Genomic DNA, 25497 nt, shown 5'->3' with positions numbered 1-25497 from the left:
CCGACACTAGTGGGGTCGGACCGTCGAATCAGTTCTTGAAGCTCTCGACCGGGTCGAAGTACTCGTCGCACTCGCACGTGTAGCTGCCCCAGTCGGCGGGTGCGGCGAAGTCCTTGCCCGACGACACGAACACCATCGTCCGGCGCTCGACGGGGCCCTCGCCGGCCGAGAAGCGCACGAGGTCGTCCTTGCCGTCACCGTTCACGTCGGAGACCGACGTGTTGGGGTTCGAGTCGAGCAGGTTGAACGCGTCCTTCGTGTCGTCGAGCCAGATCTCGGAGTCCCAGGCGTCGCCTTCGCGGCGGAGCACGACGATCTTCTGCGAGACGCCGTCGACCTCGACCACCTCGTCGGCACCGTCACCGTCGAAGTCGCCGACGACGATGTCGTAGGCCGTGGTGTTGGTGGCCACGAACCCGGTCGAGGTCAGCGCCTTCCCGTCGGACTCCAGGACCCCCAGCTGTTCCGCATCGGGCTCGGCCAGCACGAGGTCGTCGTCGCCGTCACCGTCGACGTCTGCGGGAACCGCCTGCGCGACGGCGTCCGAGGAGCTGTGCACCCGCTGCAGGTCCTCGAACCCGTCACCCGTGCTCACCGCCAGCCAGACCACGAAGTCGTCACCCGTGGCGTTGTTCGCGGGTGCGATCACGAGGTCGTCGCGCCCGTCGCCGGTCAGGTCGCCCATCATGGCGCCCTCGGTGAAGTCGGGCTGGTCGGCGTCGTCGACCCCCACCTCCATCGTGCGCTGCTTGCCGCCGACGGACGCGACCGTGACCTCGCCGCCACCCGAGCCGGGTGCGACGGCCACCAGCTCCTGCGTTCCATCGCCGTCGATGTCGCCCTTGATCACCGAGAAGGCCCCCGACATGACCTGTTCGGTCGGACCGAACGCGGAGCCGGTGCTGGCCATGACGACGGCCCGCATCGCCTCGCCGTCCCAGTCGTGGAGGGTCAGGTCACCCCGGCCGTCGCCGGTCAGGTCGCCGGTCACTGCCTTCTTCGTCGAGCCCCCGGGGGTCGCGGACTCGCTGTTGCCGGAGTCGTCGCCGCGCAGTGCCAGTGCAGCCACGATGCCACCGGCGACCAGCACCCCGACCAGCGCCAGTACGCCGACCAGCGCCGGCACGCCCATCAGTCGACCGCGCCGACCGCTCGGATCCATCCCGGGTGGGCGCGGTGCAGTGGGCGGATCCGGCCGCAGAGGTGGCATGGCAGCAGGGATCTCGGCCTCGAGCGCGGCCAGCGCGGCCCGCAGCTCGGCCGCGGTCTGGAACCGGTCGGCCGGGTTCTTCGCCATCGTGCGCCGCAGCACGCGGTTGAGGGCGGCAAGCCCGGGACCGGTCTCCGGCACCTGGGGCAGCTCACCCTCGAGGTGGCCGATCGCCACGTCGACGTCGGAGCCCGTGTACGGCGGCTGGCCGGCCAGGCACGCCCAGAGCAGGCACCCGACCGCGTAGATGTCGGTGGTCGGAGCAGCCGGACTGCCCGAGGCGCGTTCGGGTGCGAGGTATTGCCACGTCCCGGCAACACCGCCGGCCACGGTGAGCCGGTTCCCGGTGTCGGCGATGCCGAAGTCGCACAGGTAGGCGTGCAGGTTGGTCGCATCCGGATCGCGCAGCAGCACGTTGCTGGGCTTGACGTCACGGTGCAGTACGCCGACCGCGTGGGTCGCCCGGAGCGCCTCCGCGACCTGCCCGCAGACCTGCACGGCGCGGTGTGGCGGGAGCGGGCCACGCGCCCGGAGCAGGTCGCCGAGTTCGCCCCCGCGGATCAACTGCGTGGCGATCCACAGGTGCCCGTCGCTCTCCCCGTGGTCGTAGATCGTCGTGACGTGCGGGGAGTCCAGTCGGGTCAGCACGTCGGCTTCGCGGCGGAAGCGCTCCCGGAACTCCTCCCCGCTCGCGAGGTGGTCCGACATCACCTTCAATGCGACGAGGCGGTCGAACCGGGTGTCGGTGGCGATGTGGACGGCTCCCATGCCGCCGGCGCCCAGACGCTGGCCGACGACGAAGCGCTGTGGTTGTTCAGGCACGCGCCCACACTGCCCTACGCCGCCTCACCGGAAACTCTCAGGCCGTTCGGCGAAAGCTCACTCGGTCGGCGCAGGGCCGACGGAGTGTGGGTAGTCCTCCACGCCGTGGGCGTACTCGCGCCACGACTCCTCGGTCTCGAAGGCGAGGCCGCTCGAGAGGGCCACCTTGAAGTCGTACGACGGCGCGTCGTACTCGCCGCTGAAGAGGAGGACGTCGTCGCGCCGATCGCCGTCGAAGTCCGCGACCGACGGGGCCTTGATGCTGGAGACGAATGTGTCGGCCTGCAGGGTTCCCCGCACGTCGTCCTCCCACTGCTCGTCGGCGTAGGTCCACACCACCAGCCCGCTTCCCGTGCCGGTCGAGGGGACGCCGACGAGCTCGTCGGTGCCGTCGCCGTCGAAGTCGCCGGGCGCCAGGAGGCCGGAGGCCTGGGCCAGCCCCTGGGGCGTCGTGGCCGTGAGCTGCGAGCCGTTCGAGACCAGCAACCCCAGCGAGTCGGCCCCGTCGAGCAGGGCCAGGTCGTCGTCGCCGTCGCCGTCGAAGTCTCCGGGCAGCGGTCGGGGCACCTCGGTGTCGGAGGTGTACCACTGCGTGAACTCGGCGAACCCGTCACCGGTGCTGAGGCTCACCCAGATGCCCTGTGAGCCCGTGACGCTTCCGTCGCTGGCCAAGGCCAGGTCGTCGTTGCCGTCCCCGTCGAAGTCGCCCAGCGCCGGATAGAGGGAGCTGGACCCCCGCGGGGCTGCCAGGTCGGTGCTCTGGACACCGTCGACCCTGTCCCGGAGCACGGAGATGCGGTACTCCAGGTCGGCCCCCGGGGCCGTCTCGACAGAGAGGAGGTCGAACTTCTCGTCCCCGTCGACATCACCGCGCAGTGGGACGCCGACCTCCTCGGCCCAGGGCTGCGGCTCGCCGAGGGTGGTGCCGTCCGATGAACGCAACAGCTCGACGTCCTGTCCCACGTCGGCGAGGTGGCTGACGATGAGGTCGCCGAACCCGTCGCCGTCCACGTCGCCGGTGATCGGCCTGTCGACCGGTTCGGCGGCTTCGTCGGCCGGGGGAGCGGTGCTCCGCTCGTCTGAGGTTGCGTCGGCCGGGGCGTCGTCCGAGGTCAGCGCCTTGATCCCGATGGCCGCACCGAGGACCGCGACCAGGGCGACCACGCCTCCGATCAGGAGGCCGCGGCGCCTGCCCGGCGTACGCCCGGGCTGGCCAGCAGCAGCCAGCAGACCCGTCCCGGCGGCGCGCAGCTCGGAAGCGAGTTCGGCCGCGGATCCCTGTCGCTGCAGGGGGTCCTTGCTCATCGCCCGTCCGATGACGGCGTTCAGCCGGCGCGCCAGCGGGGCCGTCAGACCTCGTCCCGGGCGAAGGGTGGGTGGCGCCTGCCGGGCATGGGCCAGGGCGACCTCGATCTCGGTGCCGTCGTACGGCGGGTGCCCGGTGAGGCAGGTCCACAACAGGCAGCCGACTGCGTACACGTCGCTCGCGGGGGTCGCCTGCTGCCCGGAGCCGCACTCGGGGGCCAGGTAGTCCCACGTGCCGGTGGCGCCGCGTACGGCGGTCAGGTCGGCGCCGATCTCACGGGCCAGGCCGAAGTCGGTGAGGTAGGCGTGCTGCTCCGCGGAGCCCGGGGAGGAGACGAGGATGTTGGCGGGCTTGACGTCGCGGTGGACGACTCCCCGCGAGTGGGCGTCCTGGAGCGCGTCGGCCACCTGGGTGCACAGCCGGATCGCCAGGGCGGCGGGCAGCGGCCCGTTGTGCGCGATGAGCTGGCCGAGGTCGCCGCCCTCGACGAGCTGGGTGGCGATCCACAGGTGACCGTTCTGCTCGCCGTGGTCGTAGACCTCGACGATGTGCGGGGAGTCGAGCCGCCCCAGCACCGTCGCCTCGCGCAGGAAGCGGGCCCGGAACGTCGGGTCCTCGGCAAGGTGGCCGGACATCACCTTCAGCGCGACCCGACGATTGAGGTGTTCGTCGCGCGCGGCGTGCACGACACCCATGCCTCCCGAGCCGATGACTCCCTCGACCCGGTAGCGCCCGACCACGGAGCCCGGTGTCAGCGACTCGAACATGCAGCGTCCCCCTTGGCACGTCGTCTCGATCGGTCCCCACACCCTAGAAGGTGCGGGGACCGATCGAGGCGCCGTGGTCGCCCAGGTCGACGCCTAGCTCACTTGAGCTTGAAGCGGGCGCTGATCGAGGATCCGTCCTGGGTGGTCATGGTGGCGGTGTAGCAGGTGCCGGCGCCGGTCGGGGTCTTCCAGTTCTGGATGAACTGGCCGCCGGTGGTGTCGTAGCGCAGGGACGTGCCACCGGTGGACAGGATCTCGATCGGGTCCTCGGTGCCGGTGCCGGAGGTGCAGCTCACCTTGGCGGTGCGGAAGCTGGCGACGACCGCGGTGTCGGTCAGCTCGGTCGGCCCGGCGAACACCTCGAACTTCAGGGGCACGGTGCTGCCGCCCTTGACGGTGTTCCAGACGCTGCCCATGTCGACCGGCTGCCTGAAGCCGGTGAGGGTCCACGCCAGCACCGTGTAGGTGAGTGTCGAGGTCGACGAGTTGCCGGCCACGTCGGTGGCGGTGGCGGTGTAGCTGTGCGTGCCGACGCTCGTCCCGCCTCCCGTGACCACGCAGTCGACCAGGCCCGACGTGGCGTCCGTGGACTCACACGTCGGGGCGGACGGGTCGTCGCCGTAGTAGTAGCTGCCGTCCGGCCCGCCGACGAGGGTCGGCGTGGTCGGCGCGGTCTTGTCGACCTTGTAGGACTTCGTGACCGCGCCGGTGGGCGTGGTGTTGCCTGCGGCGTCGGTGAAGGCCGGGCTGGCCACCTCGATCGCTGCGCCCTCGCCGGAGGAGGTCGCCGTCGTGCTGGCGCTGGCCGGACCGGAGAGTACGTCGGTCGCGGTGAACGTCACGGCCACGTCGGAGGTGTACCACCCGTTGTGTCCCGCGGTGCCTGACACCGTGACGTCGTTGTCGACGACCGGTGCTGTGGCGTCGCGCTTGAGGCTGACGGTCTGCTCGGCAGCAGAACCACCGGCACTTGTCGCGGAGCACGTGTAGCCGGTCAGCGACTGGTCGGTGGTGACCAGCTGGTCGACGCAGCCAGTGAGAGCCACCGAGCCCGGCGACTCGGGCTCGGACACGTGCCAGGTCAGCGAGACGTCGGAGCGGTACCAGTCATTGTCGCCGTCCGGCGTGGCCGGGTCCAGCGTGTAGGTGATGACCGGAGCACTCTGGTCGACGATCGAGTAGGTCTCTGACGCGGAGGCTGTCAGTCCGCCGCCGTCGGTGTAGGTGCAGCTGGCGGTCTGCGTGCCGATGCCATCGACGGCATAGGGGCCGGTGACCGCGCTGAGTGTGGCCGGGAACGACGACGGGCCGTCCTCGTTGTCGGCGACCTCGCAGGTGGCGTCCGGTACGGCGCCCTTCGCGTAGCTTGCGCCGCCTTCGATGCCGGAGGCCGAGAGGGACGGTGCGGAGTTGGCGGGCGGAGCCACCGTGACCGTGAAGGTCGCGGGCGACATGTTGAACGAGCCCTGGCTGGTGTTGGTCACCTGGGTGGCCGACACGGTTGCCGACCCCTCGGCCACCGGCGTCACGGTCAACTGCTGGACGGTGCCGCACGAGGTGAAGGTCACCGACGCCGGACTGACCGTGGCGACCGCGGTGTCCGAGGACGAGACGGCGAGGGTCAGTGCGGTGCCGCCGGTCAGGTTGCAGCCGTTCTTCCCGTCGCCCCCCTGTGGCTTCACGTAGAGCGACGTGGTGCCGTTCGCGCCGCCGACGTTGAGCGGCAGCACCTCGGCGGCGGTGTCGACGGTCAGGTCGAGGTCGTTGGTGATGTCGTCGGCGACGGCGACCCCGCTCAAGGCCAGTGCCGCCGACATGGTGAGCGCGGTGAGTGTCGAGGCCCGGGCGAGCTGCTTCCGGGCGGGGCGGTGATTCTCGGAGACTCGCATGCGGAGCCCTCTTCCTGCTGGAACCCCCTGGCGTGGTCCCCGCCCCGGGACCCCCCGGGGACTCGCACAGTGCCCTCGCTTCGGGAGGGATGTTCGCGATCCTGCCCCGGGCTCGCCCCGACAGCAGGCGAAGCGGGGGATCTGATCAGCGAACCATCCGAAAGGGCTGGTCCAGACAACCGATCGGGCAGGGATCGGTCACATGTTCTCTCGCGGAGCGATGGGAGCCGTGTAGTCCTCGCACCCGCAGGTGTAGCTCCCCCAGTCGACCGGCGGCGCGAACTTCTTGCGTGAGGCGACGAACACCCGGATCGTGCGCGACTGAGGATCGGTCGTGCCCGCGAACTGCACCAGGTCGTCCTTGCCGTCTCCGTTCACGTCACTGATCGCGGCTCGCGGTTGCGACCACCCGACCCCGAACGCCCCGGACTTGTCGGTCAGCCACACCTGCGCATCCCAGGCACCGCGCTTGCGCTGCAGGACGACGGCCTTGCTGTCGACGCCGTCGAGGGTCAGCACGTCGTCGGCACCGTCGCCGTTGAAGTCGCCGATCATGAACTCGTCGACGGTGGTGAGGGTCTGTTCGAAGTCGGTCGGCGTGAAGGTTCCTCCGCCCGACTCGAGGACGGCCAGGCTCCCTTCGCTCTCGTCGGCCAGGACCAGGTCGTCGTCTCCATCCCCGTCGACATCGGCAGGTTCGACGTGCGAGACGACCTCCGGCCCGCTGTACAACCTCTTGAGTCGCTCGAACCCGTCGCCCGTGCTGATCGCGGCCCAGACGTCGAAGCTCTCGGCGTACTCCGCATTGGCGGTGGCCAGCACCAGGTCGTCGCGCCCGTCGCCGTCGAGATCGGCAAGCATCGCGCCGCCCGACCAGTCCGACTGGACACCCATTGCGCTTCTCGCCTTCAGGACCTGCGGCGTACCGGATGCCGAACCGACCGTGACGGTCATCGTCGTGTTTCCCTTGGTGCCGTCAGCAGAGTATTCCGAACCCTTCTCGACGCCGACGATCTCTTCGGCTCCGTCACCGTCGAGGTCGCCCCGCACCACCATCGTCAGGCCCTTCCTGAGCACAGGTGCCGGTGCGGCGAAGAAGCCGCCGCCGTTCGCCATCATGACAGCGGGCGTCGCGTCGAACGCATCGTGGAATGCCAGGTCACCTCTCCCGTCGCCGTTGAGGTCGAAGGTGACCGCCTGTTTGGTGGACGGATCGCGGACCGGCGGGGCCGGTTTCGCGGATGCGGACGCGGAGGGCTCGGCTGACGGCGACGTTCCCCCGTCGGACGGACTGGCGGACGGGCTGCCGGACGCGCTGGGGGAGGCGGAGCCGTCGGAGCGGTCCCCGTCGTCATCACGCAGTGCCCATGCAGCGCCGATGCCACCGCCTACCAGCAACAGCGCCAGGACTGCGGCCCCGATCATGCGGCCACGGCGTCGGGGTCGCGCTGTGGGCTCGGACGGAGCGGAGGGGCGCAGCGGGGGCATCGACGCCGGCAGCTCGGCCTCGAGCCGGGCCAGGGCGTCCCGAAGGTCGGCCGCCGAGGAGTATCGGTCGGCCGGGTCCTTCGCCATGGCGCGCCGCAGGACCTCGTTGAGCCCGGCCTGCTCGGGTCCGTCCCCCGGAAGCTGTCGGATGTCTCCTTCGAGGTGTCCGACGAGGATCTCGACTCCCGAGCCGGAGTAGGGAGGATGGCCTGTCAGGCAGGCCCACAACAGGCAGCCGACGGCATAGATGTCGGTGGCCGGGGTGGCGGGAGCGCCGCCACCCCGCTCGGGTGCGAGGTACTGCCACGTGCCGGCGAGCCCGCCAGCAGCCGTCAACCGGTCGTTGCTCGTGTCGGCGATGCCGAAGTCGCACAGGTAGGCGTGCAGGTTGGCGGCGTCGGGGTCCCGGAGCAACACGTTGCTGGGCTTGACGTCGCGGTGCAACACCCCTGCCGAGTGACTGGCGCGCAATGCCTCGGCCACCTGCCCGCACACGCGCACGGCCTTGCGCGGTGGGAGTGGGCCACGGAGCCGGAGAAGGTTGCCCAGCTCGCCGCCCCGGACCAGCTGGGTGGCGATCCAGAGCGTGCCGTCGTCCTCCCCGTGCTCGTAGATGGCGGTGACGTGGGGGGAGTCCAGACGCGCGAGGACGTCGGCCTCCCGCCGGAAGCGCTTGCGGAACTCGATGCCGCCCGCGAGGTCTTCGGACATCACCTTGAGCGCGACGAGGCGGTCGAAGCGTGTGTCGGTGGCGACGTAGACCGCTCCCATGCCACCGGCGCCGAGTCGTCGGCCGACCTCGAAACGTCCGAACACTTGCGAACCCGCTCCTGGTTGGTCGTTCACTGGCCTGTCCTTCCCACGAACGCCAGGTCACGGTCCCAGGCAGGATGCAGCCAGGTCTCCCGATTCGCGAACGCGCTTCCCTTGGAGACTGCGACGAGGAGATTCGGTGCATCGTTGAGCTCGCCCGCCAGGAAGAGGGCGTCGTCCCGGCCGTCCCCGTTGACATCGGCCACCGCCGGTGCCGCGTTCTGATGAACGCCGGGGTCCCTCTCGTCCGAGCTGCTCACCCGGGCGTTCCACTGGTTGCGGACATGTCGCCACACGATGATTGCTCCTCCGGCCTGGCTGTCTCCGACGAGCTCGTCCGTGCCGTCGCCGTCGAAGTCGCCGGCCGCGAGCGGGCCGAGCTCCTGGGGCATCTCCTGGACGCCGACGCTGGCGAAGGACGATCCGTCGGACTCCAGCAGCTTGATGCTGGTGGCGGCCACCAGCGCGAGGTCGTCGTCGCCGTCGCCGTCGAAGTCACCCGGCACCGGCCGGACCTCCTCGGCCTCGAACTCGCGCCAGGTGCGGAGCCTGCCGAACCCACTCTCGGTGCTGCGGCTGACCCAGATCCGTGCCCGCTCGCCGGAGCGGACGTTCTGCGTGACCACCGCAAGGTCGTCGCGACCGTCACCGTCGTAGTCGCCGAGTGCCGACTTGACGTCGAGGGCCTCGCCGGGAGCTCTCAGGACCGACTTCTCGACCTTCTTCGTGCCGCCGTGGGTGACCGTGACGCGAAAGGCGTCGTTGAAGCCCGTGGTGACGATCGACAGGAGGTCCGACGTGCGGTCGCCGTCGACATCGGCCTGCATCAGCAGGTCGGCGCCTCGCGCCCAGGTCTCCGCCGAGGACAGCGACTTCCCGTCCGAGACCATCAGTCGCGCGGACTTGACCGAGTCGTCGCTGGTCATGAAGACGTCTCCGAAGCCGTCGTCGTCCTGGTCGCCGGTGATCGGGCGGCCGGTCACCTTGACCGGGTTCGCGGACTCAGCCTCGCTCTGCTCATCGGTCGGTGGTGTGGCATCGGCCTGGGGAGGCGGGTTGCCGGGATCGGGCAGGTTGAGAGCCAGACCGACCCCGAGAATCGTGGCTGCGACTGCCGCCACGGCCAACAACGTGCTCCGACGCCTCCGGCGCGCTCCGGGAGCCCGCCCGGTGACCCGGCCTCGCACGTCGGCGGCAAGTTCGCCCGCGGACGCCTGCCGCCGCTGGGGGTCCTTGCTCATCGCCTTGGTGATGACGGTGTTCAGCTCACTGGCGTCGGCCGCGGTGACCGACGGACCGGCGACCAGTGTCGGAGGCGCGTTCCGGGCGTGGGCCAGGGCGACCTGCGCCATGGTGCCGGCGTAGGGCGGACGCCCGGTCAGGCAGGTCCACAGCAGGCACCCGACGGCGTACACGTCGCTGGCGGCGGTGGCCGGCCGGCCGGTGCCGCACTCCGGGGCGAGGTAGTCCCACGTGCCGGCGGTGCTGCGCACGGCGGTGACGTCGTCGCCGATCTCGCGGGCCAGACCGAAGTCGGTCAGGAAGACATGGGGCTCGGCGGCCCCGGGATTCGCGAGCAGGATGTTCTCGGGCTTGACGTCGCGGTGGACGACGCCACGCGCGTGGGCGTCCTGGAGTGCGTCCGCCACCTGGGCGCAGATGTGGCGGGCAAGTCGCGGCGACAGTGGCCCCCGCTCTGCGACGAGCCGGGCGAGGTCGCCCCCTTCGACGAGCTGGGTCGCGATCCACAGATGGCCGTCCATGTCTCCGTGGTCGAAGACCTGCACGATGTGCGGGGAGTCGAGACGGCCGAGCACGGCCGCCTCGCGGACGAAGCGCTCGCGAAACGTCGGGTCCTCGGCCAGGTGTCCGGTCATCACCTTCAGGGCGACCCGACGGTTGAGGTGCTCGTCACGTGCGGAATGGACGACGCCCATCCCGCCGGAGCCCACGACGGCCTCGATGCGGTAGCGCCCGCCGACCAGGGTGCCGGGGCGCAGCGACGTGAACATGCACCCTCCCCCTCGTGCGATCAGATGCGGACGACCCTAGGACATTGCGACGGCCTTCCCGAACGCTCCTTCCCTGAAGCGTCGGGAATGAACCCCCGAAGTCCTGTGTTGGGCCCAGTGAGCAAACTTGAGTTGATTCGACTCAACTTATTTGCCACACTTCCTGCGGCGGCGCAGGATGGGCCCCACTCAGACTCCCCGGACGGTCCGACCAGGACGCCCGGGACCACCAGAAACACACAGTCCAATCCAGAAAAACACACCGGAGGTACTCCCCATGGCACGAGCGGTCGGCATCGACCTCGGCACGACGAACTCCGTCGTCGCCGTCCTCGAAGGTGGCGAACCCACCGTCATCGCAAACGCAGAAGGCGCCCGCACCACCCCGTCGGTGGTCGCGTTCGCCAAGTCCGGCGAGGTCCTCGTCGGCGAGGTCGCCAAGCGTCAGGCGGTCACCAACGTCGACCGCACGATCCGCTCGGTCAAGCGCCACATGGGCGAGAGCTGGACGACCCAGATCGACGACAAGTCCTTCACCCCGCAGCAGATCAGCGCCTTCATCCTGCAGAAGCTGAAGCGCGACGCCGAGGCCTACCTGGGCGAGCCCGTCACCGACGCGGTCATCACCGTCCCGGCGTACTTCTCCGACGCGCAGCGCCAGGCCACCAAGGAAGCCGGCGAGATCGCCGGCCTCAACGTGAGCCGCATCGTCAACGAGCCGACCGCGGCCGCGCTGGCCTACGGCCTCGACAAGGGCGACGACCAGACCATCCTCGTCTTCGACCTCGGTGGCGGCACGTTCGACGTGTCCCTGCTCGAGATCGGTGAGGGCGTCGTCGAGGTCAAGGCGACCTCGGGCGACAACCACCTCGGTGGCGACGACTGGGACAACAAGATCGTCGAGTGGATGATCGCGAAGTTCAAGGCCAACAACGGCGTCGACCTCGGTGCCGACAAGATCGCCAAGCAGCGCCTCCAGGAGGCCGCGGAGAAGGCCAAGATCGAGCTGTCCAGCTCGAGCGAGACCCAGATCCACCTGCCCTACATCACCCACGGCGAGTCCGGCCCGCTCCACTTCGAGGAGAAGCTGACCCGCAGCGAGTTCCAGAAGCTCACCGCCGACCTGCTCGAGCGCACCAAGGCGCCGTTCCAGTCGGTGCTCAAGGACGGCGGCGTCGCGATCGCCAACATCGACCACGTGGTCCTCGTCGGTGGCTCGACCCGCATGCCCGCCGTGACCGAGGTCGTCACCGACCTGCTCGGCGGCAAGCAGCCCAACAAGGGCGTCAACCCCGACGAGGTCGTCGCCGTGGGTGCCGCGCTCCAGGCCGGCGTGCTCAAGGGTGAGGTCAAGGACGTCCTGCTCCTCGACGTGACCCCGCTGTCGCTGGGCATCGAGACCAAGGGCGGCGTGATGACCACGCTCATCGAGCGCAACACCACGATCCCGACCAAGCGCTCCGAGATCTTCACGACCGCTGACGACAACCAGCCGTCGGTCGAGATCAAGGTCGCCCAGGGCGAGCGCCAGATGTGGGCCCAGAACCAGGGCCTCGGCAACTTCGAGCTGACCGGCCTTCCGCCGGCCCCGCGTGGCGTGCCGAAGATCGAGGTCACCTTCGACATCGACGCCAACGGCATCGTGCACGTCTCCGCCAAGGACCACGCGTCCGGCCGCGAGCAGTCGATGACGATCTCCGGTGGTTCGGCCCTGTCCAAGGACGAGATCGACCGCATGGTCAAGGAGGCCGAGCAGTACGCCGACGAGGACCGCAAGCGCAAGGAAGCCGTCGAGGCCCGCAACCAGGCCGACGGTCTCGTCTACACGACCGAGAAGTTCCTGGCCGACAACGGCGACAAGGTGCCCGACGACGTGAAGACCGAGGTCCAGGCTGACGTCGACGCGCTCAAGGCGACCCTCGAGAACGCCGAGGCCACCGCCGAGGAGCTCGAGGCCGGTGTCTCCAAGCTCGGTGAGTCCAGCCAGAAGATGGGTGCCGCGATGTACGCCGCCGCCGAGGCCGACCAGGCCGCCGCCGGTGGAACCACCGGCGCGACCGGCGAGGCCGACGACGACGTCGTCGACGCCGAGATCGTGGACGAGGAGCCTGCCGAGGGCGCCGAGGGTGAGTCCAAGTGACCCAAGGCCCTGGTGACGAGTCCCCCGAGGACCCGGCTGCTGAGGAGCGCTCCGAGCAGTCCGCCGCGCCCGAGGAGCAGCCCATCGCGGGCCACTCCTTCGGCGAGGCGGCCGCCGAGATGGCCAACGAGTCGGAGGTCGAGGAGCCCCAGCAGTCGGGGGAGCGCCCCGACCCGGCCGACGACGAGCTGGCCGTCGCCCGCATGGAGCTGGAGGAGCGCACGCTCGACCTCCAGCGCCTGCAGGCGGAGTTCCTCAACTACAAGCGACGGGTCGACCGCGACCGTGAGCTGATCAAGGAGAATGCCACGTTCTCCGCGTTGGCCCCGATCACCGAGGTCCTCGACAACATCGACCGGGCCCGCGCGCACGGGCCGCTCGACGAAGGCTTCCGGGCCGTCGCCGACCAGCTCGAGCGGGTCGTCGCGGGCCAGGGCCTGGTGCGCTACGGCGCCCCGGGCGAGGCCTTCGACCCGTCGCTCCACGACGCCCTCTCCCACATGGGAGAAGACGCCGAGGTCGAGGTCACCACGGTCAAGGTGGTGGCCAAGGCGGGCTACAAGATCGGTGACCGCGTCGTGCGCGCGGCCCAGGTGCTGGTCGTTGACCCGGCGTCCGACGCCACCGACAGCTGACCCACCACTGAACACATCGAGAACTGACGAAGGGAGGCGCGCGTGAGCGGCAAGGCTGACTGGGCGAGCAAGGACTACTACAAGGAGCTCGGGGTCTCGAAGGACGCAGGTGCCGACGAGATCAAGAAGGCCTACCGTCGTCTCGCGCGCGCCAACCACCCCGACTCCAACCCGGGTGACAGTGCCAAGCACGAGAAGTTCAAGTCGGTGGCCGAGGCCTACGACGTCGTCGGCGACCCCGAGAAGCGCAAGGAGTACGACGAGATCCGCAGCGCGCCCCGGTTCCCGACCGGTGGCGGCGGTGGGGGCTTCGACGTCAGCGACCTCTTCGGCCAGCGCGGTGGAGGCGGTGGCGGCGGAGGCATCGGTGACATGTTCGGTGACCTCTTCGGCGGCGGGCGCCCACGCCAGGCCCGGCCGCAGCGCGGCGCCGACGTCGAGAGCTCGGCGACGATCAGCTTCGAGGACGCCATGGAGGGCGTCACGATCAGCCTGCGGCTGACCAGTGACGCGCCCTGTCCGAGCTGTTCGGGCACCGGCGGCAAGCCGGGCACGAAGCCCCACATCTGCATGGTCTGCGAGGGCGCCGGCATGGTCGCCTCGACCGCGGGCGGTGCGTTCACGCTCAACGAGACCTGCCCGGCCTGCGGCGGTCGCCAGCTCGTGTACGACGAGCCGTGCCCCACGTGCCACGGGTCCGGCCGCGGCAGTTCCGCGCGCTCGATCCAGGCCCGCATCCCGGCCGGGGTCAAGGACGGGCAGAAGATCCGCCTTCGCGGCAAGGGTGCCCCGGGCGAGAACGGCGGCCCGGCCGGTGACCTCTACGTGCACGTCAAGGTCACGTCGCACCGGCTGTTCGGGCGCAAGGGTGACAACCTCACCCTCGACGTGCCGGTCGGGTTCGACGAGGCCGCGCTCGGTGCCGAGATCAAGGTGCCCACCCTCAAGCACGGGCCGGTGACGTTGAAGGTGCCGGCCGGTACGCCGAACGGCCGCACGTTCCGGGTCCGCGGCAAGGGTGCGCGCAAGGCCGACGGCACCAACGGCGACCTCCTGGTCACCCTTGAGGTCCAGGTGCCCGCCGTACTCGACACGGCGGCCCGTGAGGCCGTCGAGGCCTACCGCGCCGCGATGGTCGGCAAGCCGCTGCGTGGCGGCCTCTTCGAGGAAGTCTGAGCATGGTCACCCCCGACCCCACAGTCGGTGTCTACGTGATCAGCGTGGCCGCCGAGCTGGCCGGGCTGCACCCCCAGACGCTGCGCACCTACGAGCGGATGGGCCTGATCACTCCTGGCCGCACCGGTGGCGGCGGGCGTCGCTACTCGCACCACGACATCGAGATGCTGCGGGTGATCGCCGACCTGACCTCCCACGGCATCGGCATCGAGGGGGTCCGCCGCATCCTCGACCTGGAGAACCAGGTGCTCGCCCTCTCGGCGCGCAACGAAGAGCTCGCCGCTGAGGTCATGGGTCTGCGCGAGACCCTGCGCGGGCTCCTCGGCAGCTCTCGCGCCGCGGCGGCCGGCAACCTGCCGGTCCTCCGGTCGCCCTCGACCGGCCAGGTCGTGGTGTGGCGCCGCAACAAGCCGTGAGCACCACGGCGACCCCGACATTCGGGCGTCGAAGTCTTTGACGTTCGCGCGGTCATGTAAAGTTGCCGTATGAGTGAGTCGAGCGGTCCCACCAAGGGTGCCGGGTCCTTCAAGGACAAGGTGCACGGGTTGCTGCGTGGGTCGATCCTCGACGCGGCCTGGGCGCGCGCCACCCACACGTCGTGGGGGCAGGTCCGCATCGCCGACATCGCCGAGGACGTCGGCGTGAGCCGACAGACGATCTACAACGAGTTCGGCACCAAGGACCAGCTCTCCCTGGCCCTCTTCGACAGGGAGCTCCAGCGCGTCCTCGCCGAGCTCGAGACCCGTCTGGCCTCTTCGGAGAGGTTCGAGGAAGGCATCCGCCGGGCGCTTCTCTGGATGCTCGACGAGGTCACTGACCACGCCCTTCTCGGTCGCATGGTGACCGACGCCAGGTCCGGCGGCGGCGACGGGCTGGTCCCGGTGCTGACCGTCCGTTCCGACATGATCATCACCCCGGTGCGCGCCACCCTCACCCGCATCGCGATGGAGCGCTGGCCCGAGGCCGACGCGTCCGCCGTCGAGGTGGTGTCGGACATGTATGTCCGGTTCATCCTCAGCCAGATCATCACCCCCACCGATCTCGACCGCGTCGCGATGGTCGACGCGATGGTCACCATGGCCAAGCACATCCAGATCCCGGCATCCGCGAGATGAGGGACCGCACCCGCGAGGTCGGCGTCTTCGCTGCCGGCCTCGTCGCCGGCGTCGTGCTCGCACTCCTGCTGCCGATCGTGATCAGCAAGATCAGTGGTTTGGTCCCCGACTCCGACGACCCGCTCGACTACGTGACTGTCGTCGACCCGACGGCACCCATCTCGCCGAGGCTCTCCGCGGTCGCCAAGCGCCTCGACCTGAGCACCGACGTCGACTGGCGGGCCACCCTGCTGGAGCGCTCCACGGTCGTCTCCCGCAGGTCGACGCTCACCCCCGCCGCCCTCAAGGCGCTCGAGAAGTCGGTGACCGTCCCCGACGCGGAGCAGTTCGAGCTCCTCGGCGTGGTCAGCAACCTCGACTCGCCGAAGTCAGTGCGCACCAACGGCGCGTTCTACATGGTCGCGCTGTCCCGACAGGCACCGGCCGAGACCTGGCTGCGCGAGGACCACCGCATCTTCGCCGACGACGCCATGGAGAAGACGCGCGTGACCTACCAGGCGGGCGCGCTGATCTTCTACTACGCGCCGGTCGGCACGGCCGACTACTCCCAGGCGATCCGCCGCTACGTCGGTGAGGTGGTCAGGTGTCCGCGCGACACCAGCGCCTGCCCGGAGTGAGCGCTCCGGGCTGAGCGACCCTATTCGTCGACCGGCTCCAGTGACGCGGGGTTGTCGACCGTGCCCATCCGGCTGAACGGCTGGATGCGGCGGTTCATGATCGCTCCGATGTCGTCGGCGGCGACGACACCGAAGACCCGGGAGTCGTCGGACCCTCCCCAGTTGTCGCCGATCAGCCAGTAGTGGTCGTCGGGCACGGTGAACGCCTTCGCACGGTTCTCCATCACGCCGTCGGCCGAGCAGCACTTCTGGCCGACGCGGTCGCCGTACTGGCTGGCCCAGGCGTCGCTGACGACCTCCTGCCAGGCCTTCTCTCCCGCGGGCCGCAGGAGTACGACGGGCTTGCGGTCGCGCTGGCGTACGACGATGCGGTCGCCGGGAACTCCGATCACCCGCTTGACCACCTTGTTGCCGTCGACTGTGGCCTCGATCACATCGAAGCGGTCGATGTCGCCGCGTCCGAGGATGTTGGTGAAGAGGCGATCGCCCGGCTCGAGGGTCGGTTCCATGCTGTGCCCCTGCACCTTCACGGAGAAGGTGAACGCTCCCACGGGAACGAGAATCGCCAACAGCACAAGGGCGATCAACACAAAGCCGAGGAATCTGCCTGCCCGTCCGAAGTCGCGGTCGCGGAGTGCCATGAGGGTGCCTGATTTCGGTGGTGGGGCAAGGGGTCGAGCGAAATCTACTCCCGGGTGGCCGGGTTTACATGAACTGGCCAACGTAAAGCAGGAAGACCTTGGACGGTATCTGTCGACAAGGTGTTGTTTCGGACATATGGTGTCCCACGTCATGACGAACCGGGGCGCTTGTCGCCCACTTCGCATGCAGGGTTGGGAGGCCCGGTGCGGAGCGTTCTCGGGGTCGGCGATCGATGTCGCCGGGTGCAAGGGGAGTTGGGACATCCGATGGTGCGAGCGTGCCATCGTCGTGTTCTTCCTGGGAGGGAAGCATGAAGGAAAAGGGTATGGGGCGTACGCGCCTCGGCCGCTTCGCAGCAGTGACGGTCCCCGCCACGGCAGCAAGCCTGGGTCTCGGTTTCGCCATCGTCACCGGCATGGTGTCGGCGTCCGTGTCGTCGGCCGGCGGCTTCCAGGTCGGCGGTGACGCGGCTCGGGCAGACGGCATGAAGATGTCGCTGGCGAGCACCGACGTCGCCCAGAACGAGGCAGACGCGACCGGTCAGGCCTCCGAGGCCGCACTGGTCACGCTGGAGGACGGTTACCTCGACGGCATGTGCCTGGCCGTCAACCAGAGCCTGCCGGTCATCGGCCAGGTGAGCCTGACCCTCGGCGTGCCCACCGGCACCGTCGGAGTCGGCACCATCGACCTCAACGCCTCGCAGGTCAACACCGGAACCGCCAACCTGCCCTCCACCACCATCGGTGTGGCCGCGGGCGAGACCGGACAGAACGTCGCCGCCAGCAACGTCGGTGGTTTCGGCCTGAAGACGAACGACACCACCGGTGTCGAGGGCACGGACGAGGCGGCCGCGTCGGCCGTCAAGCTCGCCGACCTCAACGCAACGGCCTACCAGCTGACGCTCAACAACGGGCTGGACGTCGGCTCGCTGGAGATCGGCGTCTCGCGGAGCACGGCCACCTGCTGATTGCAGGCAACGCCCCGATGACCGCTTGAGGGAGCGGGCGGGCCGGTGACCCCGGCCCGCCCGCTCCACCTGCGGCCCCCGAATGCACCAGTCGCAGCACCCCGCATGACTTTGGAGAAGCACATGAGCGTCGCGAACGAGATCGACCCGAACCACACGGACACTGACCCGAACCACCGTGAGATCGACCAGAACCACGCCGGCACCGACCCAGAGCGTTCGCGTCTCGGCTCGATCGTCCACTCCGTCAACCGCTTCCGGCGTACCCGCCCGTTCTGGGGGTGCATCATCCTGGCCCTCGGCGGCTGGTTCGTGCTCAAGCCGGTGATCGGCTCGGCTGCGATGACCCTCGAGCTCGGCGTGGGTGGGGTGTCCGGCTACATCCTCGGCGGCGGCATGATCGCCGCGGCCCTGATCGCCTTCGTGCTGCCCGCCCAGCGTCACTTCCCGGCCCTGATCGCGACCATGCTGTCGGTGGCCTCGCTGCCACTGGCCAACCTCGGCGGCTGGCTGATCGGCATGTTCCTCGGCATCGTCGGGGCCGGCATGGTCTTCGCCTGGGCGCCGTACAGCGACAAGCAGCTCGCGAAGTTCGCGGCCCGCGCGGAACGTCGCGCCGAGCGCAAGGCCCTGCGCAAGTCCGGCAGCTCATCGGCCAGCACGTCCGGCAGCGCCGCGAGCGCCTGATCAATCTTTTCCTGGGGAGGGAATGGCAGTGAGCAGCAGCCACAAGAATGCCCGCAGTGTGCGGTCGCGCGTCGGTGAGGTCCTGGGAGGGAGACTCGACTCGGCGCGTAGCAACATCGATGCGATGGTCGAGCAGGCCGAATCGACGCGTCGAGGCACCCGGCGGCGCGCCCTTGCGCCGCTGTTCGGCGGGGTGGCTGCGCTCGCTGCCATGTTCAGCATGGTCGGCAGCGGTGTGCTGGCGGTGAACTTCACGTCGGCCAACCAGTCCTACAAGATCTACACGGACCGGGTCGTCGGCCAGTACGCCGCCGGCTACCTCAGCTCGCAGGCCCAGCAGAGCGGGTCGACAGCCGTGGCGCAGATCGGGTTCCAGCAGGCCGACCTCTTCGGCTTCTGTGCGATCGCCAAGCAGACCATCGGCGGGGTGCCGGTCTCGCTGCTCGTCACCGGCGGCGAGCCGGTCAACGGGACGGTCACCGACCCGAGCAAGAAGATCACCGCGAACCAGCTGTTCATGGCCAGCAACACCCTGACAGGCAACGGCGAGAACATCTCCAAGATGACCCTGGGCCAGTCGGCGGACACCCTCACGATGGGCGAGGGCAACCCCAACCCCGGCACGCCCGGAGCCTTCGGTCTCCAGGCCGAGCTGATGCAGATCGCCAACCTGGACGGCGACTCCTACGGCATCGACCTCAAGGGCAACATCAACCTGCCCGACCTCAAGATCCGGGTCCTGCCCCGTGAGCTGACGAAGGCGGACTGTGCATCATGAGCGTTGAGGCGATGAAGATGACGGAGTCGACTGCGAAGACGAGCTTGTCGACCAGGACGTGGCGCGGGATCGGGCTGGCCCGCCGCTGGTTCCGCGCGTTCCGGCGTACTCGTCCGTTCTGGGGTGCGCTCTGGCTCGCCCTGGGCGGCCTGGTGATCATCCACTTCGCCCGCTCGCCGATCACGATGGTGATCGGTGGCGGCTGGAACTCCTCGGCCGGCTACATCCTCGGTGGCGGCATGGTCATGTTCGCCCTGGTCGCGCTGTTCGCGCCGCTCTACCGCAGCCTGGTCGGAATCGTCGGCGTGCTGCTCGGCCTGGCTGCCTTCATCGCCGCCAACCTGGGTGGCTTCCTGATCGGCACCCTCCTGGCGATCTTCGGTGGCTCGATGATCTGGGCCTGGGGCGAGAAGAAGCCGCGCAAGTCCAGGGCTGACCGGACTCGCAAGCGCGAGATCGCCGAGGTTGCCGAGACAGCCGAAGGCACCGACGATCGATGAACCTGACGAAGAGCAAGCAACGGCTCCTCGTGGGACTGGCCCTGTTCGGCTTCGTGCAGGCGATCGGGACGCAACCGATCGGCTCGGGCGGTCCTGAGGCGGCACACGCCGCCGTGGCGGACTGCGGCAGGGACGCGCAGGCGCTCGCGGGCCTGGTCACGGGGAACACGCTCACTCTCGGCAACGGCACCACCGTCAAGCCGTGCATCCCCAACGCGCCCATCCACATGCGGATCGGCTACAGCGACGGCGGCACCGGCGGCGCCACTGGCAGCAGCACCGCGTTCACCACGGACGGAATCACCTTCCCCGACGGCAAGTTCACCCGCAAGTACACGAGCTGCGGAGCCTTCCAGCGCAACGACTCGACCATCGCCAAGCCCACGATCCTGAAGTTTGCCGACGGCACGCAGTCGGCCGGACCGAGCAACGTCGCCACCAGCTCGAAGTGGGGCGCGTTCGGCACGTGCCCGTTCGACCGCACCCTCTACCAGGACAACGGCTGGTCGACCTCGTTCGCGAAGAATGACAACGCGATGCTCGTGCACATGCGGTTGAAGAACCTGCAGATCAACCGGAACGCCTACATGACGGTGGTGCCGCAGGCGACGCCCGACAACCCCTCGGCCGCGGGCACCGGTGAGTACAAGCTCACCTTCAACCCGGCCAACCAGGGCAGCGCCGGCTGGAACATCGGCGACGGCTGTGTCTACACCGATCTGTGGCTGCGGGCCGACACGCACATCAAGGTCAACATCTTCGGCATCAACACCTCCGTGGGGTCCCTGGCCGGAGACGACAGCCTGTGGGGCAGCATCCTGGCGTCCATCGCGAGTGGCGACGACATCCCCGGCCTCGAGCTCGATGCGTGGGTCTACTACATGAACACCAACAAGGGCGGCGACTGCACCGGCACGCCCACCACGCTCAACCTGCCCAACACGAACATCCAGGTCACGCCGTGAGCGACGACGTGGAGGAGGCCCCCCGCATGGGGGTGCGCTGGCGCCGGGCGGCCGGGATGAACCTGGTCGGCATGGGCCTGCTCGCCTACATGGTGAGCCAGCTGTGGACCGGAACCGTGATGGGCCTCGGTGCCGGCCTGGTCTTCTCGGGCAAGCAGTCGCAGTTCAGCAGTGCGAAGCTGAGCACCACCAACGTCGGCATCGGCGTCGTGCCCGTCCAGCTGCGCGACGCCGCGTCCCAGACTGCCTCGAAGTACGCCCTGAGGATGGGGTTCGCCGGCGGAACCCTCGACGGGTTCTGTGTCTCGCAGACCGAGTCGATCCTCGGCCAGGACTGGACCATCCGCCTGACCGCACGCGACAACCAGCTCAACGTCAATGACGTCAGCGGGAAGAACGTGCAGTTCGACGTGAGCAACGTGACCTCGTCGAGCGCTCCGAACACGAGCGGCAACGGCATCGTCCTCCGCGGGAACGTCGCGCTCGGGGTGACGCCGCAGACCATCACCACCTGGAAGGACGCGGGAGGTGTCGATGCGGTCAACCCGCTCGACGCGCCGGAGACCTATGCCGGGACGAACGGACGACTCTTCGGCATCGACTCCGACGTGGGTGACCTCTACAACGTCAAGGGTGAGCTGTACGACGCCGTCATCGAGGGACCGCTCAGCCTGAAGAACCTGAAGATCGAGGTGCTCCACGCCAGCGCCGCCACCGCGGGCTGCAAGAACATCCCGATCGTGTACTGACTGATGGCCGTGGACCGACTGATGACGAACGTGAGAGGCGCCGGCGGCGTCGGCCTGTGGCGCTTCCTGTTGGTCACCGGGCCGGCCACAGTGATCAGCCTGGGCATCGGAGCGTTGGCCGTGCTCGGCTATGTCTCGGTGGTGATCACCAGCACCCAGCCGATCGCGATGGCCAGCTCCGGCGGCACGTCGGACAGCATGGTGCTCGGCGTGGGCACCGTCGGCACGATCGTCGAGGACGACGACGCGCTGGCCGGCGACTCGGCGGCCGCGATGGTGCGCATGGGTACGACGCACCTCGACGACCTCTGCCTGGTGCCACGCGTGGAGTTGCCCCTCGTGGGTGACCTGCTGAGCATCCGCATCAGGAGCGCCGCGCCGGTGACCCTCGGCGACGTCACGCTGGCTGCTTCGGGGGCCAGGCTCGGCGGACTGCACACGCCACGGACCACGATGGGACTCGGCGCCGGGTTCGAGGCGCGCACCGAACCGGGGCCGGACGCGATCACCCTCGGCGATCTCGACCTCGAGACCCACGGGATCGTTCTGGACGGCGGACTGCGCCTCAGCTCGCTCGGCGTACGCACGTCTGCAAAAGAGTTGAGCTGCTGACCGGAACCCGGTGCGTGATACATCGTTACAAGAACTGTTGCACATGGATAGGCTCACGCGTCAGGGACGGGTGACTGAGTAAGGGTGTGAGGAACTCGCTGGACGCACTGGGTGACTACTTCAGTCACGTCGACTGGTTCTTCCAGGACGTCGACGAGCCCATGGAGTGGGTCGCGCTCGTCTCGATCCCGCTCTTCACGGCCGTCATCGGCTGGCTGATCAACTGGACCGGCCTGATCATGCTCTTCTACCCGATCCACTTCCACGGCTTCAAGATCCCGGGCATGGCCGAGCTGGCCCGCCTGGCCCCTCGAAAGCTCCAGGAGGTGCCGGGCGTCCTGCAGGGCGGGGTGGGCTGGCAGGGCATCGTGCCCGCGCGTGCCGCGAAGATGGGCAGCATCGCGGTCGACAAGGCGATCGCCAAGCTCGGCACGCCCGGCGAGTTCTACCAGCAGCTCGAGCCGGACCAGATCGCCGAGCACATCGTGAAGATCTTCACCCCGGAGATTCCCTCCCTGGTCGACGAGGTCATGCGAGAGAGCCACCCGGCCCTGTGGCGCGACCTGCCCAACGCGGCGAAGAAGGCCGTGATCGCACGGGTCCAGGCGCAGCTGCCCGCCGTCGTGAAGACCGTGACCGACGAGATCGGCACGCACATCGACCAGCTCCTCGACCCGAAGATCATGGTCATCGACCACTTCCGCACGCACCCCGAGCTCGTGGTCCGCGTCTTCAAGGACGTGGGGCAGAAGGAGCTGAACATGATGGTGACCTTCGGGTTGCTGTTCGGCTTCCTGCTCGGCATCCCGGTCGCGTTCGCCGACCACTGGTTCCACCAGTGGTGGCTGCTCCCGGTGCTCGGCATCGGGGTCGGCTGGATCACCAACGCCCTGGGCATGTGGCTGATCTTCGAGCCGACCGTGCCGACGAAGAAGTTCGGCATCACGTTCCAGGGACTGTTCCTGCGACGTCAGAACGAGGCCGCCGAGGTCTACGCCAAGATCATCGCCGACGACGTGATCACCCTCGAGCGCATCGGCGACTTCCTGCTCGACGGACCGCGCGGCGACCGGACCCGGCAGATGCTCGCGGTGGCCCTCGGCCCGGCCATCGACCGCGCCGCCGGACCGACCCTCGGCGCGGCCAAGGTGGTCATCGGGCGCGGCAACTATCGCCGGATCCGGGAGTCGTTCGCCAAGGAGGCGGTCGGGCGTACCCTGACGCCGTTCAAGGACCCCGAGTTCAGCAGGCAGCAGTCCAACAAGATCCGGGCGATGGTCTCGCAGCGCACCAAGGAGCTGCACCCTGACGACTTCGTCGAGATGATGCGCTCGGCCATCAAGGAAGACGAGTGGATGCTCTACGCACACGGCGCGATCATGGGACTGGCGGGTGGGTTCATCCACCTCGCGATCTTCGGAGTAGGTGGAGGATGACGGACGAGAAGGGCCTGGAGCGGGCCGACCATGAGCAGTCGCCGGCGCTCGACGCGATTCCCGGGCTGATCCGGATCGCCGCGTCGTCGTGGGTGCGCACCGCGGAGTGGAGCGTGGTCGCCGGGCTGCGCACCGGGCGTCGCATGCTCAAGGCGGCCACCGACCCGCACACCGCGGTCGAGCTGGCCCAGGGCGCCGCCGCTGCCTCGGGCATCGTCGCCGACATCGCCAAGGCGGTCAGCTCCGGCGAGTCCGTGCCCCAGGCCATCCAGCAGGTCGCCGCCTCGCTCGGTGGTACGTCGGACCGCAGGGCCGTCGAGCTCCACAACGGGCGTGACCGCGATGTCGAGAGCACCGACCTGCGCAGCTCGTTGCGCGAACAGGGCGCCAAGCTGCTCGAGCGCTCCCGCGACGTGTGGAGCAACGACACCGGCCACCCGGCGTACGCCCGGATCCTGACCGAGCTGGCCCCCGACGAGGGCCGCATCCTGATGTTGCTCCTGCGCAGCGGTCCGCAGCCGATGGTCGACGTACGCACGGGCGGTGCGGTGGGCATGGTCAGCTCGACGCTGATCGCGCCGGGCCTGAACATGATCGGTCCGCGGGCCGGCACCCGCTACGTCGACCAGGTGCCGTCCTACCTCAACAACCTGTTCCGGCTCGGCCTCGTGTGGTTCTCGAAGGAGCAGCTGAAGGACCCGCTCGACTACCAGGTCGTCGAGGCGCAGCCCGACGTCCTGGCTGCGATGCACTCGGTGCGTTCGGCGAAGCTGGTCCGCCGCAGCATCCACCTGACCCCGTTCGGCGAGGACTTCTGCCGCACCTGCCTGCTGGAGGAAGAGGTGCCGCCCGAGGACCTGCCCGTGCACCAGGCGCCGAACGACCTGGAGTAGCGGCGGCAGCAGCAGAACTGCGAAGCAATGTGGGAGTCCGTGTCTGGGAGGGCCGGACGGATCGAGGGAGCAAGCACATGTCTGTACGCGAGCACGTCCGGACGCAGAGGCGTCGACTGGTCGAGCTGGTGGCGTTGTTGGCCATCGGCGCCCTGTGGGTGGCGATGATCGTGGTCGGTGTCGGGTTCGCCCTGGCGCAGGTGTACGACGGCCGCACGGTCGCGGCCGTCGGCCTGACCGGGGGCGGACTCGGACTGGTGTGCGTCGGCGCACTGCTGGTGTGGGCACACTTCACGGGCAACGGTCGCGTCGCGCACACCGACACGTCCGGGCACGGCGGCCGGGAGGTGTCCGTGGTCTCGCGTGACGGCACCCGGCTCCATGTCGAGGTCGACGGGCCGGACGACGCCGAGGTGACCGTCGTGTTCGTGCACGGGTGGACCTGCCAGCTCAGCGCGTGGCGTCACCAGCGTCGCCACCTGGCCGGCAGGCCGGTGCGTTCGGTCTACTACGACCAGCGTGGCCACGGCCGCTCGGACTGGATCGGCATGGGCGAGGGGGAGCGCGGCGTGCGCCATCTGGCCGACGACCTGGACGCAGTGGTGGCGGCGACCGCGCCGACGGGTCGTCTGGTCCTGGTCGGCCACTCCATGGGCGGCATGACGATCATGGCCTCGGCGCAACGGCACCCGGAGGTCGTCGCGTCGCGGGTCGACGGCGTGCTGTTCTGCGGCACCGCCGCGGGGCCGCTCTCGGAGTCGATGGCCCTGGGCCTGCCGGAATCCATGCGGCCCCTGCACCACCTGGTGCGCCGGCACGCGGTGTCGATGCTGACCCTGCTCGGCTTCATGCCGCGGCCGATGGCCCGCCTGCTCGGCGTCGGGCCCTACCTGTTCTTCGGCAACCTGCTCGCCGTCGGCAGCCGCTCGGAGTCGGCGAAGCAGGTCACCGCGCAGGGCCTGTGGGACACGCCGCTGCCGGTCGCCGGGCGGATGCTCAAGGCCGTGATGACCCACGACGAGCGCGACGCCGTGCCGTCGCTCGACCCGACCCGCGTGGTCGTCGTCTCCGGGAAGGCCGACCGCCTGGTGCCGTACGCCGACCAGCTCGAACTGGCCCGCCTCGTCGGGGACGCCCGCGTGGTCGGCCTCGAAGGGATCGGCCACATGGTCGCCCAGGAGGCGCCCGACGTGGTGAACGCCGAGCTCGACGGCGTGCTCGCCCTGGCCGGGGTGCAGGGGGATCACGAGGCGTCCGTGCTCGCCTGAGACACGTCAA

The 25497-nt window shown here is 69.3% G+C and carries 22 protein-coding genes; 16 read left to right on the top strand and 6 right to left on the bottom strand.

Annotated elements, in window-relative coordinates:
* Nucleotides 1–28: 28 nt before the first annotated feature.
* The 5 genes from ASD30_RS15310 to ASD30_RS15290 all read right to left on the bottom strand — a co-directional run bounded on the left by ASD30_RS15310 (nucleotide 29) and on the right by ASD30_RS15290 (nucleotide 10307).
* On the bottom strand, nucleotides 29–2032 hold the full coding sequence (locus ASD30_RS15310) for a serine/threonine-protein kinase (RefSeq protein WP_156393666.1): 2004 nt from the start codon (nucleotides 2030–2032) through the stop codon (nucleotides 29–31).
* Nucleotides 2033–2089: 57 nt separating this feature from the next.
* Nucleotides 2090–4105, bottom strand: coding sequence for a serine/threonine-protein kinase (locus ASD30_RS15305; RefSeq protein ID WP_056683094.1), 2016 nt, complete (start codon nucleotides 4103–4105; stop codon nucleotides 2090–2092).
* 98 nt (nucleotides 4106–4203) lie between these two features.
* Complete coding sequence (locus tag ASD30_RS15300; RefSeq protein ID WP_056683091.1) at nucleotides 4204–5994, bottom strand: PxKF domain-containing protein; 1791 nt, start codon at nucleotides 5992–5994, stop codon at nucleotides 4204–4206.
* Nucleotides 5995–6192: 198 nt separating this feature from the next.
* Complete coding sequence (locus ASD30_RS15295; protein ID WP_056683089.1) at nucleotides 6193–8298, bottom strand: protein kinase domain-containing protein; 2106 nt, start codon at nucleotides 8296–8298, stop codon at nucleotides 6193–6195.
* A gap of 26 nt (nucleotides 8299–8324) precedes the next feature.
* Entirely contained in the window at nucleotides 8325–10307 is a 1983-nt protein-coding gene (locus ASD30_RS15290) for a serine/threonine-protein kinase (protein WP_056683086.1), read from the bottom strand.
* 277 nt (nucleotides 10308–10584) lie between these two features.
* Here ASD30_RS15290 and dnaK point away from each other — a divergent pair, with 277 nt between their 5' ends.
* The 6 genes from dnaK (at nucleotide 10585) to ASD30_RS15260 (ending at nucleotide 15990) form a co-directional block, all read left to right on the top strand.
* Nucleotides 10585–12447, top strand: a complete 1863-nt coding sequence (gene dnaK, locus ASD30_RS15285) for a molecular chaperone DnaK (protein WP_056683083.1) — start codon at nucleotides 10585–10587, stop codon at nucleotides 12445–12447.
* Nucleotides 12444–13082: a nucleotide exchange factor GrpE gene (gene grpE / locus ASD30_RS15280; RefSeq protein WP_056683080.1), complete on the top strand. Its 639-nt coding sequence runs from the start codon at nucleotides 12444–12446 to the stop codon at nucleotides 13080–13082. Before dnaK ends, grpE begins: the two co-directional genes overlap by 4 nt.
* 42 nt (nucleotides 13083–13124) lie before the next feature.
* Nucleotides 13125–14258, top strand: a complete 1134-nt coding sequence (dnaJ, locus tag ASD30_RS15275) for a molecular chaperone DnaJ (protein ID WP_056683077.1) — start codon at nucleotides 13125–13127, stop codon at nucleotides 14256–14258.
* Between the two features lie 2 nt (nucleotides 14259–14260).
* Complete coding sequence (locus tag ASD30_RS15270; protein ID WP_056683075.1) at nucleotides 14261–14674, top strand: heat shock protein transcriptional repressor HspR; 414 nt, start codon at nucleotides 14261–14263, stop codon at nucleotides 14672–14674.
* A gap of 69 nt (nucleotides 14675–14743) precedes the next feature.
* The gene (locus ASD30_RS15265) at nucleotides 14744–15373 is read left to right on the top strand and encodes a TetR/AcrR family transcriptional regulator (RefSeq protein WP_056683072.1); all 630 of its coding nucleotides are present in this window, start codon (nucleotides 14744–14746) and stop codon (nucleotides 15371–15373) included.
* Complete coding sequence (locus ASD30_RS15260; RefSeq protein ID WP_056683069.1) at nucleotides 15370–15990, top strand: hypothetical protein; 621 nt, start codon at nucleotides 15370–15372, stop codon at nucleotides 15988–15990. The genes ASD30_RS15265 and ASD30_RS15260 overlap by 4 nt, the downstream gene beginning before the upstream one ends.
* Nucleotides 15991–16010: 20 nt before the next feature.
* Here the strand turns inward: ASD30_RS15260 and lepB are convergent, their stop codons facing one another.
* On the bottom strand, nucleotides 16011–16631 hold the full coding sequence (gene lepB / locus ASD30_RS26925) for a signal peptidase I (RefSeq protein WP_056683064.1): 621 nt from the start codon (nucleotides 16629–16631) through the stop codon (nucleotides 16011–16013).
* 311 nt (nucleotides 16632–16942) lie between these two features.
* Here lepB and ASD30_RS15250 point away from each other — a divergent pair, with 311 nt between their 5' ends.
* The 10 genes from ASD30_RS15250 to ASD30_RS15205 all read left to right on the top strand — a co-directional run bounded on the left by ASD30_RS15250 (nucleotide 16943) and on the right by ASD30_RS15205 (nucleotide 25487).
* Nucleotides 16943–17599: a DUF6230 family protein gene (locus ASD30_RS15250; RefSeq protein ID WP_156388724.1), complete on the top strand. Its 657-nt coding sequence runs from the start codon at nucleotides 16943–16945 to the stop codon at nucleotides 17597–17599.
* A 123-nt stretch (nucleotides 17600–17722) separates the two neighbouring features.
* A complete protein-coding gene (locus ASD30_RS15245) occupies nucleotides 17723–18286 on the top strand; it encodes a DUF6114 domain-containing protein (protein WP_056683058.1) in 564 nt (187 codons plus the stop codon).
* A 124-nt stretch (nucleotides 18287–18410) separates the two neighbouring features.
* Nucleotides 18411–19064, top strand: a complete 654-nt coding sequence (locus ASD30_RS15240; RefSeq protein ID WP_156393665.1) for a DUF6230 family protein — start codon at nucleotides 18411–18413, stop codon at nucleotides 19062–19064.
* 17 nt (nucleotides 19065–19081) lie between these two features.
* On the top strand, nucleotides 19082–19564 hold the full coding sequence (locus tag ASD30_RS15235) for a DUF6114 domain-containing protein (protein ID WP_200951158.1): 483 nt from the start codon (nucleotides 19082–19084) through the stop codon (nucleotides 19562–19564).
* Entirely contained in the window at nucleotides 19561–20529 is a 969-nt protein-coding gene (locus ASD30_RS15230) for a hypothetical protein (RefSeq protein ID WP_056683052.1), read from the top strand. The genes ASD30_RS15235 and ASD30_RS15230 overlap by 4 nt, the downstream gene beginning before the upstream one ends.
* Nucleotides 20526–21278 (top strand): DUF6230 family protein, encoded by a 753-nt coding sequence (locus ASD30_RS15225; protein ID WP_056683049.1) that lies wholly within the window; start codon nucleotides 20526–20528, stop codon nucleotides 21276–21278. The genes ASD30_RS15230 and ASD30_RS15225 overlap by 4 nt, the downstream gene beginning before the upstream one ends.
* A 21-nt stretch (nucleotides 21279–21299) precedes the next feature.
* Nucleotides 21300–21890 (top strand): hypothetical protein, encoded by a 591-nt coding sequence (locus ASD30_RS15220; protein WP_156393664.1) that lies wholly within the window; start codon nucleotides 21300–21302, stop codon nucleotides 21888–21890.
* Nucleotides 21891–21976: 86 nt separating this feature from the next.
* Nucleotides 21977–23326 carry a hypothetical protein gene (locus tag ASD30_RS15215; protein ID WP_156388721.1) on the top strand — a complete coding sequence of 450 codons (1350 nt, stop codon included), beginning with the start codon at nucleotides 21977–21979 and terminating at the stop codon, nucleotides 23324–23326.
* Nucleotides 23323–24219, top strand: a complete 897-nt coding sequence (locus ASD30_RS27195) for an Abi-alpha family protein (protein ID WP_056683039.1) — start codon at nucleotides 23323–23325, stop codon at nucleotides 24217–24219. The genes ASD30_RS15215 and ASD30_RS27195 overlap by 4 nt, the downstream gene beginning before the upstream one ends.
* A gap of 77 nt (nucleotides 24220–24296) precedes the next feature.
* Nucleotides 24297–25487 (top strand): alpha/beta fold hydrolase, encoded by a 1191-nt coding sequence (locus ASD30_RS15205; RefSeq protein ID WP_056683036.1) that lies wholly within the window; start codon nucleotides 24297–24299, stop codon nucleotides 25485–25487.
* The last annotated feature ends 10 nt before the right edge of the window (nucleotides 25488–25497 follow it).

Origin of the sequence: Nocardioides sp. Root140 (genome assembly GCF_001426745.1) — a bacterium.
Classification (GTDB): Bacteria; Actinomycetota; Actinomycetes; order Propionibacteriales; family Nocardioidaceae; genus Nocardioides.
Note: the sequence above shows the minus strand (reverse complement) of the source record. Positions and strands in the feature narration are given on the sequence as shown.

Excerpts from the sequence above, each read along its gene's own strand:
- dnaK (WP_056683083.1), top strand. The coding sequence starts at position 10,585 with ATGGCACGAGCGGTCGGCATCGACCTCGGCACGACGAACTCCGTCGTC.
- ASD30_RS15245 (WP_056683058.1), top strand. The coding sequence starts at position 17,723 with ATGAGCGTCGCGAACGAGATCGACCCGAACCACACGGACACTGACCCG.
- ASD30_RS27195 (WP_056683039.1), top strand. The coding sequence starts at position 23,323 with ATGACGGACGAGAAGGGCCTGGAGCGGGCCGACCATGAGCAGTCGCCG.
- ASD30_RS15250 (WP_156388724.1), top strand. The coding sequence starts at position 16,943 with ATGAAGGAAAAGGGTATGGGGCGTACGCGCCTCGGCCGCTTCGCAGCA.
- ASD30_RS15290 (WP_056683086.1), bottom strand. The coding sequence starts at position 10,307 with ATGTTCACGTCGCTGCGCCCCGGCACCCTGGTCGGCGGGCGCTACCGC.
- ASD30_RS15230 (WP_056683052.1), top strand. The coding sequence starts at position 19,561 with ATGAACCTGACGAAGAGCAAGCAACGGCTCCTCGTGGGACTGGCCCTG.
- ASD30_RS15240 (WP_156393665.1), top strand. The coding sequence starts at position 18,411 with ATGGTCGAGCAGGCCGAATCGACGCGTCGAGGCACCCGGCGGCGCGCC.
- ASD30_RS15260 (WP_056683069.1), top strand. The coding sequence starts at position 15,370 with ATGAGGGACCGCACCCGCGAGGTCGGCGTCTTCGCTGCCGGCCTCGTC.
- ASD30_RS15220 (WP_156393664.1), top strand. The coding sequence starts at position 21,300 with ATGACGAACGTGAGAGGCGCCGGCGGCGTCGGCCTGTGGCGCTTCCTG.
- ASD30_RS15270 (WP_056683075.1), top strand. The coding sequence starts at position 14,261 with ATGGTCACCCCCGACCCCACAGTCGGTGTCTACGTGATCAGCGTGGCC.
- ASD30_RS15265 (WP_056683072.1), top strand. The coding sequence starts at position 14,744 with ATGAGTGAGTCGAGCGGTCCCACCAAGGGTGCCGGGTCCTTCAAGGAC.
- ASD30_RS15305 (WP_056683094.1), bottom strand. The coding sequence starts at position 4,105 with ATGTTCGAGTCGCTGACACCGGGCTCCGTGGTCGGGCGCTACCGGGTC.
- lepB (WP_056683064.1), bottom strand. The coding sequence starts at position 16,631 with ATGGCACTCCGCGACCGCGACTTCGGACGGGCAGGCAGATTCCTCGGC.
- ASD30_RS15235 (WP_200951158.1), top strand. The coding sequence starts at position 19,082 with ATGACGGAGTCGACTGCGAAGACGAGCTTGTCGACCAGGACGTGGCGC.
- ASD30_RS15205 (WP_056683036.1), top strand. The coding sequence starts at position 24,297 with ATGTCTGTACGCGAGCACGTCCGGACGCAGAGGCGTCGACTGGTCGAG.
- ASD30_RS15300 (WP_056683091.1), bottom strand. The coding sequence starts at position 5,994 with ATGCGAGTCTCCGAGAATCACCGCCCCGCCCGGAAGCAGCTCGCCCGG.